This window comes from Rhizobacter sp. (assembly GCA_021153565.1).
Taxonomy (GTDB): domain Bacteria; phylum Pseudomonadota; class Gammaproteobacteria; order Burkholderiales; family Burkholderiaceae_C; genus Albitalea.
This window is the reverse complement of sequence record JAJKJU010000059.1, coordinates 1-9,664: the sequence shown is the minus strand read 5'-3', so window position 1 is coordinate 9,664 and position 9,664 is coordinate 1. Positions and strand designations below refer to the sequence as shown.

Below are 9,664 nucleotides of genomic sequence, written 5' to 3'. Positions count from 1 at the left end.
GCTTGCTCTCGAAGCGCATTGCGGCGTTGCGCCTCCTCGCCATAGCGACGGCTATGACTCGTCGGCGCGCCTTGCACTGCGCTCCGACAGCGGCGCGATCAGCCGACACTTGTGGCTTGACGCGACACCAGGCCACCCGCGGGGTGGACGGTGAAACACGCGCTCTGGCACTTTGTGCGTGCCAACCGCCGCCATGTCGGCGAGATGCTGCTGGCCAGCTTGCTGGTGAATACCTTCGTGCTCGCGCTGCCGCTGTTCTCGATGCTGGTTTACGACAAGGCCATGGGCAACGAGCTTCACGACACGCTGTGGGCGCTGTCCGGCGGCATGCTGATCCTGTTCGGGTTGGAGATCAGCCTGCGGCTGTCGCGTGTCCTGATCGTCGAACACGCGGGCGCGCGCTGGGACGCACACCTCGACGAGCGCCTGATGCGCGGCATCCTGGCCGCCCCCATGTCGAAGACGCTGGCGATCGGAGACGTGCTCTCGCGCTATCGCGAGGTCACCGGTACGCGCGATCTCCTGAGCGCGCAGTTCCTGCTGCCAATCGCCGACTTGCCCTTTCTGCTTCTCTTCGTGCTTGCAGTCAGCATCATTGCCGGGCCCTTGGTCTGCGTGCCGCTGGGCGTGGGGGCAGTGCTGCTCGTGGTCACGGCGGTTTTTCAGTCGGTGAGCATGAGCCGGCAGCGCCGGGCCAGTGCCTCCCAGAGCGCCAAACTGACCTGGCTGGTCGATGTGCTTTGCGCTCGCGAAAGCCTGATGTCCAAGTCCGCCGCCGATGTCGCCGCAACGCGCTACCGCCTGCCGGCGTTGGCCGGGGCGCGGGCCGCAGCGCAGGCCCGGCTGTGGTCGCAGCTGTCGCAACAGGCCGTTCCCGTCGCCATGTCGTTCTCGACCGTGCTGCTGCTCGTGCTGGGCGTGTTCCGCGTCGAGGCGCAGGCTCTGTCGGTTGGCGGGCTGATCTCGGTCAGCCTGCTCAGCAGCCGGATCCTCGCGACGCTGTGTTCGATCGCGCCGATCGTCTCGCGCTGGAAAGAGTTTTCGCGCTCCTTGGGCGAGTTGGGCGCCACCGTCGACTTCGATGTCGCACCGGTCAGCGCGCTGCAGGCGGCTGCTGGCGCGCTGGCCACCGAGGGCATCCGACTGGATAGCGTGAGCTTTGCTTACCCGGGCCAGGCGCGCAGCATTCTCGATGGCCTGACGCTGCACCTTCGCCCCGGCGAGCTGGTGGCGGTGGTCGGGGCCTCCGGCGCCGGCAAGTCGACGCTGCTGCGCGTGCTCGCCGGCCACGTGCCGCACAGCGCCGGCCAGCTCGCGTTCGGCGGCCATGTGATCGGCGACGATCTCCAGCGTCGCTGGCTCTGCTCGCAGGTGCGGTTCAAGCCGCAGGATCCAAGCTTTCTGCGCGGCCGGCTTGGCGAGGTCGTGGCGCCGGGCACCGCGACGGCGTCGGATGCAGCCTTGGTGCGCGCGCTGCGCAGCGCCGGCTTCGGCCCGTCGCTGGACCGTGGTGAACTGGGCTTGAATTCCGAGGTCGGCACCAACGGCAGTGCACTCTCAGGGGGGCAGCGACAGATGCTGGCGCTCGCGCGCGCCCTGTACGGCGGCGACGCGCCGCCCGACCCGGCCCAGGGCAGCGAGGTCATCCTGCTCGATGAGCCCACGCTCGGCCTGGACCGGCCGGCGCAGGAACAGGTGCTGCGCGAACTGGGCCCTTTGCGCGCCGGGCGCTGTGTCGTCGTGGCGACCCACGCCGCCGAAGTGATCCAGTGTGCCGACCGTGTGCTCGTGCTCGAGGGCGGTCGCATCGTCGCCGACGCGCCGCCGAGCCGTTTGCTGGGCGCTCACGCGGCGCCGCCGCGTGCGGCACAGCACGCGACCCCACCCCTTGCCGCCGTTGCCTCATGAACCGGCTGCACCATCAGATCGGCTGTGCGACGTTGGCCTGCACGCTAGGCCTCGCGGTCTTGGCGTCGTCGGCGCAAGAAAACACTGCACCCGCGTCGCTGCGTCGGCCGCTGCGCATGAACAATCTGCCCGAAGTGTTGCAGGTGCCCATGAGCCTGGCCGTCGCCGGCGAAGGCCGCACGGCTGACGATGCAGCGGCCACGATGGACCTGCGCGGCGCCATCGCTCAGGGCCTGAACTACAGCCCCGACGTTCGGGCGGCTCGATTTCGCGCCGAATCCTTCGAGCAGACACGTCGCGCTGCGCTGGGTGCGCTGTTGCCGCACGTCGATCTACGCGCGGCCGTCGGCCGCGGTCGGCTGGAAAGTGTCGACCCATGGAGCCAGCTGCCGCGCAAGGACGGCAGCGCGCAGCTGACCCAGGCGCTGATCGACGAGCCTGCGCGACGTGAGTGGCGCCGCCAGGGCGTGCTCGCCGATTCGGCCTTGCGTCAGGTCGGTGGCGCCGAATCCTCGGCCGGGCTCGAATTGGCGGGGGCCTACTTGCAGGCCTTGCAATCGCGGCTGACGATCGAGGTCAGCCAGGGCTACGAAGCCATGCTCACCGAGTTGCTGCGCTTCGTCTCCGAGCGCGCGGCCGGCGGAGGCGCCAGCGTCGCCGACCGTGAACGCGTGCGCGCCCGAGTCGCCAGTGCGCGGGCCAACATTGCGGACGCACGCGCAAGCCTGAAAGTGGCGCTGCGCAACCTCGAGCGCCTGGTCGGGTCGGCACCTGCGCGGCTCGATGTCGGCGGCCCGGCGAGCCTGGGCATTCCGAGCGAACTGAACGCTGCCAAGACGCTGGCCCTGGCGCAAAACGATGATCTTCGCGCCGCACGCGCCGAGGCCGAGGCAGCCGACTGGGGGCGCTCGGCGGCACAAGCGCACTTCCTGCCCAGGGTGTCGCTCGAAGTCAGCCACAACCGCAACGTCAACGCGGCCGGCACCGAGGCCTACTTCCGCGATACCAAGGCCATGATGGTGCTGACGGTGCCGCTGTTCAACGGTGGCAGCGACCTTGCGCAAATGCGCGCCAGCACCGCGCAGCGCGAGGAGAAGAACGAACTCGCGCTCACGGTCGAACGCAAGCTTTTGCAGGAGCTGGAGGCCGCCTACGCCAACCTGGAGGCGGTGGCCGATCGCTACCGTTCGGTCAGCGAAGAGCTGGATGCCGACCGCGCCGTGGTCAAGGCCTTCCAGGCCCAGCTCACAGCGGCCAACCGTTCGCTGCTTGACGTTCTCGACGCCTACCAACGCCTGTACCAGACGCAGCTCGACATGACTGCGCTTGTGATCGGCGAAACCCAAAATCACCTGAAGGTGGCCCACCTCACCGGCACGCTCATGAGTGCGTTCGGTACGGTGCCGGCGGCCGACAGGGCAGGGCACTGAAAGCGGGGTGACAGTGGAAGGCGGAAAGACAGCCAATTACTGGCCCGGCTTCGTGGACGCGCTCACCAACGTCGTGATCGCGATGGTGTTCGTCATCGTCGTGCTGGCCATCGCGCTCTCGTTCGCTGCGCAATTGATGGGCAAGCGCGTTGCCGAGGAGATGGTCAAGCAGCACTCGGCGGCGGCAGCGGCGTCGGCAGCGGCGTCGGCAGCGGCAGCGGCAGCTGTGCAGGCGCATACGACGGTGCAGGAGGCCGCGCCCCGCAGCGGGCTGCCCGGACGAACCCATATCGCGGTGCAAGGGAACGAGCGTGCCGCCTCGGCCGCCGGGGGACGGATAAGCAAGGTCGACAACCTGCTCCAGCTCGACTTCGCCGACGCCGCGCTGACCCTGGACAGCGCTGCCGCGCAGCGCCTGCGCGAGGCACTTGCCAACGGCAAGGCCGCGGCGCCGCAGGCCCGGGTGCAGATCGTGGCCGTCGGCCCGGCGCTCGAGTTGACGGAGAACCAGCGCTCGGCCTATGTCCGTGTGATGGCGGTGCGAAACGAGCTGCTCGACCAAGGCTATGCCGCCAGCCGCATTGGCGTGCGGATCGACACCGCCAGCAAGGCCGCGCACCCGGCGGTCACGATTTCCATCACCGCTCCATGAGGCACCCGGCATGAACGCCCCATCACTCGCCGCCGATGGCGCGACGTCCCTGCAGCGCGTGTTGTTCCACTTCGACGGCCAGCTCGGAGCAGCGCGCAGACTGCGCAAACCGCGAGCCTTGCTCTACGCGACCAGCCTGGCCGCCTTGCTCTTGTTCGTCTGGGCTGGTTCGGCCCGCGTCGATCGCGTGGTGCGCGTACAAGGGCGCGTGATCCCCTCGGGCAAGCCGCAGCTGGTGCAGCACCTGGAGGGGGGCATCGTCTCGCAAGTCTTCGTCAAGGAGGGCGATGTGGTGAGCAAGGGCCAGAACCTGCTGGCCGTGTCGGACCTGATGGCCAACGCGTCGCGCGGCGAGAAGAACGCCAGACTCCGCGGCCTGCAGACGCGAGCCGCGCGCCTGCAGGCCGAGGCCGACGGCGCCGAGCGCTTCAGCGTGCCCGCGGGCCTGGAGGCCAACGCGCCCGAAGTTCGCAACGAGGGCGCTTCCTTCCAGGCCCGCCGCGCGCGCTTGCACCAGACCACGCGGGTGCTCGAGGAGCAGATCAGCCAGAAGCGGCAGGAGAGCGCCGAACAGGAAGCCCGCCGGCGTGGACTCGCAGGCGAGCGTGAGGTTGCCCAGCAGCAGCTGGCCCTGATCACCGGCCTGCTCGCCAAGAACGCGGGCTCGCAGCTCGAGCTGCTGGAAGCGCGGGCCCGGGTCGAACGCCTGGCGACCCAGATTCGCGAATGTGAGACCGCCATGCCGCGGCTGGCATCGGCCGCGTTGGAGCTACAGGCCCGGCTGGCGGAGGCGGTGGCGCAGTTCCGCAGCGAGTCGCGCGCCACGCTGGCCGATACGCAGATCGAGATCCAGCGACTGCGCCAGGACCTCCATGCCGAGGACGATCGCGTCAAGCGCACGATGGTCGTTGCACCCGCCGCGGGGAGCGTCAACAAACTGCTCTTCAACACGGTCGGCGGTGTCGTCAAGCCCGGCGACACCTTGCTCGAACTCACGCCCGACGACGAGGCCGTGGTGATCGAGACACGCGCCTTGCCCGCCGAGCGCGGCGCACTGCAGCTGGGGCAGAAGGCGGTCGTCCGTGTAGCCGCCTTCGACTACACGGTCTATGGCACGCTGGCGGGCCGGGTCAACGAGATCAGCGCCGACTCGCTGATCGACGAGCATGGGGAACGCTACTTCCGAGTCGGCGTGACGGTCGACCCGCAAAGCCGGCGCGAGTTCGGACAGGTGCTGAGCCCCGGCATGACCGTCAGCGCGGATGCCGTGACCGGTAACCGCACGATTCTCCAGTACCTGCTTTCGCCCATACGGGGCATTGGTGCAACCGCGTTCAGGGATCACAAGTGAACGAATCCATCACGCTTCAACGGCCGGCGCAGCCCCAGGTCCAGCACGAAGGGCGGCTGCCGAGGCGCTTTGCGCTGCTGATCTGGGCGCCCGCACTCTGCGTCGTGCTCGGGGCCGTGGCGGCCTGGCACTTCGTCTCCTTCGCCTTTGTCTCCAACCCGGCGCTCAACGGCCTGATCCTTGCCGTGCTGTGCTGTGGCTGCGCCACGATGGTGGGCCATGTGCGGCGCGTGTACCGTGAGAACGAGGTCTTTCATGCCGGCATGGCCTGGCTGCGGCTGGGCGCCTGGAGCGACGAGCCCGATCCCAAGCTGGGCCCGAAGGCGCATGTGCTGGGCATGTTAGGCCGGCTGGAAAAGCTCGGGCTGGGGCATCAGGTCTACATCCAGACCACGGTGATGGAGCCTGAGCTCAAGGACCTCGAGGCCTTCTTCGAAAGAAGGCAGGAACTCTCCCAGTTCATCGTCGGCCTGATGGTCGGCCTGGGTCTGCTGGGCACGTTCGTGGGCCTGCTGGAAACACTCATCAACACCAGCGCGCTGATCGCCACGATCGCCAGCAGCGTGGGCGGTGGCGGTGGTGGTGCTGGTGGCGGTGGAATGGAATCGGAATTTGCGCGCATCGTCGGTGGTTTGCAAAAACCACTGGAGTCGATGGGCACCGCATTCTCAGCATCGATGTTCGGCCTGATCGGCTCGATCATGTTGGGCTTCCAAATGATCCTGGTGCGCAAGACGGTGAGTGTGTTCGTCGACAAGGTCCGCGAGGAAGTGCTCTCGCTGGCCGAGAAAACCAAGGTCAACACCAATGTCGAGATCACCGAGCGCTTTCTGGCAAACCTGCTCGGCGACATCCTCGAGCAGCATCGCCAGACCTTGAGCCGTCTCGACGGCGTCAGCGCCCAGCTGGGTGAGCTGGTACCGCAGGTGCGGGACGCGGCGCTGTCCTCGACGGGCCTGAGCGAGAGGCTGCGCTCGCAGGAAGAAGTGCTGGAACGTACCGTGATCGCGGTGGGCGGCGTGCGTGACGTGGTGCCCGTGCTGGGTGAACTGGCGAGCGCGTCCAGCGGCGTCTTTCGTGAGTCGCGCGAAGCCAGCGACCGGGTTGCCAGAATGCTTGAATTCCTGCCCGGCCAAAGCCAGATGCTCGATCAATTGAAGGCAGCGCTCGGCCATGTCGGCGCCCTGACCGCTGAGGTCGATGCGATGAAACAGCGAACGGGCGAACTGCTGGGCGAGGTGCAGGCGCAGAACAGCGTGGTCAAGCGCCTGGACGCGACACTATGGAACGGCGAAAAGGCTGCGCTGCGCAAGCTGCTGGAGGCCGAATGAACTCTCAGCCTCTCTGATGGAGCGCGGCCGTGATCACTCCGACATCACCTGTACGCATGAACTTCATCGACGATGTGGTCAGTGGCCGCACGGCACTGCCAACCATTCCCCGCGTGGTGCATCGGCTGATCGCCGGACTGCGCCGCCGCGACATCAACCTCAACGATCTGGCGCTCGAGCTCGCACGCGACCCTGTGCTGAGCTCCCGCGTCCTGCGTCTGGCCAATTCGTCCTTCTACAGCGGAGCGCGCTCGCTGGCGTCGATCAACGATGCGGTGGCTCTTGTGGGTACCAACGCCTTGCAGACTTTGGTGATGGCCTGCGGGGTGTCGTCGGCCTTTACCGAGGTGCCCGGTGTCAACCTGCGCCAGTTCTGGCTCGACGCTGTTGTGACCGCAGCCACTGCGCAACTGTTCGCGCAGCATCTTCACGCCGACGTGCACAGCGCCCACGCGGCGGGCCTGCTACTGGGAACAGGACACCTGATCCTGTGCCAGGCGTATCCGCTCGCGGCGGCCGCCGAGTTCACTCGCTATCGCAACCTGCGCGGCCAAGCCTTGGCCGAGCGCGAGGTGGCCGTATTCGGCGCCGCCCACCCAGCCATCGGCGCGCTGTGGGTGGACCGCCTGGGCTTCCCGCGCGAGGTGGCGCGGGCGATCACCAGCAGCGTCGACCCCGGTGTGGGCGAAGATGACTCGCCGCTTTCGGACATCGTGCGCGTGGCGCGAGACGTGGCAATCTCGGTCGTCGAAGGCGACAGCGCGGCCAAGGCCATCGCCAAGCTCGATGCCGGGCTGCTCCAGCGGCTGGCGTTGAACGACTACGTCACCACCACGGCGTTTGTCGAGCGCTACGAGCAGATGAAAGATCTGCCCGCGCCGACATGAAGGACCGCGCATGTCCGTGATTCGCCTGACGTGGGCGTGCATCGCCGCCTGCTTCTCGCTGGCGATGCTGGCCTGCCTGCTGCTCTCGATTGGCGTCGCGCGCCATCACGTTGCCGAAGAGGTCGGCCGCGCCAGCGTGGCAGCTGCCACCGCGCTGGCGCAGCCGGGACCCGACCCTGCTGCCCGCGCGACGCCCGCAACGGCACGGGCGATGCAGGAACAATGGGCCGCGCTCGAGCTGTCCGATGCAGACGGTCGCGTGCTGATGCGTCTCGCCAATCCGCGGCCCGCAGGCGAGGCGCCCGCGTGGTTCGCCCGCGCCGTGCCGCTGAACGTGTCACCCGGGCGCGCGCTGCTTTCAGCGCCCGACAATGCAGGGGGCGCGGTTTCCGTGCTTGCGCGGACCGACCGCGCGTATGAGTTTCTGTGGACGCTCACCTGGGCGCTGCTGCTGGCGGTGGCGCTGTGCGGCGCTCTGCTGGTGGCAACACTGACCTCGGTGCTGCGCTGGGCCAGACGGCCGCTCGAGGGTTTTCAAGAGCAGATCCGCGCGCTCGGCGAACGGCGCTTCATCTCGATCGCGCAGCCGGGTGTCAGCGAGTGGGTGGATCTGTCCAGGGCTCTCAACGTGATGGTCGCGCGGGTCGGCCTGATGCTTGACGAGAAAGACGCCCGCCTCGCGGCCATGAAGAACGAGACGGCGCACGACCCGCTCACGGGCGTGGCCAGTCGCAGTGCGTTCATGGAGTGCTTGCAGCGCGAGCTGAGCGACCCGCAGGGCCAGCGCAGCGGCGCCGTGGTGATCGTGCGTGTCCACGATCTGGTGGGCATGAACCAGCGCGTGGGCCGTCTGCGCACCGACGACTTCCTGCGCGCGGTGACGACCGTGCTGCGCACGCGCGTCTATCCCTTGGAGACCCAGGGCGGCCTGCTGGCGAGATTGAACGGCGCCGACTTTTGCATCCTGCTGCCCGGCGTGGCAGAGGTGGCGCTGAACGAGTGGCTGACGAGCGTTGCCGACTCCATGGGGACCTTGCACGACGAGCGCATCGCCGAATCCTGGAATGTGGCGTGGATCGGCGCCAGCACCTACAGGCCCGACGAGGCGCTCGGCGAGGTGTTGACCCGTGCCGATGCGATGGTGATGGCCGCCGAGACGCGCCGCGAGCGCTACTGCATCACCACGCCGGCTGAACCCTTGCACGTGATCGCCGTGGCGCAGTGGCGGGTGATGATCGAAACCGCGCTCGAGACCGGCCATGTCCAGCTCGCCTTCTACCCGGTAAAGGGAGCGGGGACTGGTTTGCTGCATCGCGAGGCCATGCTGCGCTTGCGGAGCCCCGACGGTGACTTGATGCCGGCTTCCGCCTTCATCCCGCCGGCGATCCGCACTGGCCGCGTGGTCGATCTCGACCTTCGTGCCATCCAACTGGCCCTGGCCGAACTCGCGCGCTGCGATGGTGATGTGGCGGTGAACGTCTCGCCACATTCGATCTGCCGGCCCATCTTTCAGCGCCGCGTCGAGCAGATACTCAGCGGTGCCGGCGCAGATGCGTCGCGCTTGTGGATCGAAGTCGACGAGATGGGTTTGTCGGAGTCACTGGACGAACTGCTGCGCTTCAGCGCGGCAACGCGGGCCTTCGGCTGCAAGGTCGGCATCGAACACTTCGGGCATCGCTTTTCGTTCCTGGCGCGGCTCGGCCGCACTGGCGTCAGCTTCATCAAGCTCGACCGCGAATTCTGTGTCGGCGCGCATGCGCAGACAGGCCAGCAGGCCTTCGTCCGCGCAGTCGTCGACGTGGCCAGTGCGATGTGCGTCCAGGTGATTGCCGACGGACTCGACGACGCACGCGACCTGAGAGTGCTCGAAGATTTGGGTGTAGGCGGCGCGACCGGGCCGCTGGTGTCCGACACGCTGCATGGGGTGGTCGAGTCAGAGGCTGAGAGTATTTCGAGCGTGCCGAGCAGCACGTCAAAAGGCGCCTGATCTAGGCGCAAAGGCAGCCATAGCTTGGCTATGGCGAGGATTTGCAACGACGAGCAGGGGTCTTTTGACGTGATGAGCGGGCATGATCGAAATACTCTCAGCCTCTCAGCCTCTCAGC

The 9,664-nt window shown here is 67.7% G+C and carries 7 protein-coding genes; all 7 read left to right on the top strand.

What is annotated here, in order from left to right; translation table 11 throughout:
• The first annotated feature begins 150 nt into the window (after positions 1-150).
• From AC30NL_RS03905 to AC30NL_RS03875, 7 genes are read left to right on the top strand one after another with little or no spacing between them, the layout of a single operon-like run.
• Positions 151-1,908, top strand: coding sequence for a peptidase domain-containing ABC transporter (locus tag AC30NL_RS03905; RefSeq protein ID WP_489462701.1), 1,758 nt, complete (start codon positions 151-153; stop codon positions 1,906-1,908).
• On the top strand, positions 1,905-3,338 hold the full coding sequence (locus AC30NL_RS03900; RefSeq protein WP_489462700.1) for a TolC family protein: 1,434 nt from the start codon (positions 1,905-1,907) through the stop codon (positions 3,336-3,338). Before AC30NL_RS03905 ends, AC30NL_RS03900 begins: the two co-directional genes overlap by 4 nt.
• 13 nt (positions 3,339-3,351) lie before the next feature.
• Positions 3,352-3,990, top strand: coding sequence for a hypothetical protein (locus AC30NL_RS03895; protein ID WP_489462699.1), 639 nt, complete (start codon positions 3,352-3,354; stop codon positions 3,988-3,990).
• A gap of 10 nt (positions 3,991-4,000) precedes the next feature.
• The gene (locus AC30NL_RS03890) at positions 4,001-5,341 is read left to right on the top strand and encodes an HlyD family type I secretion periplasmic adaptor subunit (protein WP_489462698.1); all 1,341 of its coding nucleotides are present in this window, start codon (positions 4,001-4,003) and stop codon (positions 5,339-5,341) included.
• A complete protein-coding gene (locus tag AC30NL_RS03885; protein WP_489462697.1) occupies positions 5,338-6,672 on the top strand; it encodes a hypothetical protein in 1,335 nt (444 codons plus the stop codon). Before AC30NL_RS03890 ends, AC30NL_RS03885 begins: the two co-directional genes overlap by 4 nt.
• A gap of 29 nt (positions 6,673-6,701) precedes the next feature.
• Positions 6,702-7,559, top strand: a complete 858-nt coding sequence (locus AC30NL_RS03880; RefSeq protein ID WP_489462696.1) for an HDOD domain-containing protein — start codon at positions 6,702-6,704, stop codon at positions 7,557-7,559.
• Between the two features lie 10 nt (positions 7,560-7,569).
• On the top strand, positions 7,570-9,546 hold the full coding sequence (locus AC30NL_RS03875; protein ID WP_489462695.1) for an EAL domain-containing protein: 1,977 nt from the start codon (positions 7,570-7,572) through the stop codon (positions 9,544-9,546).
• Positions 9,547-9,664: the final 118 nt, after the last annotated feature.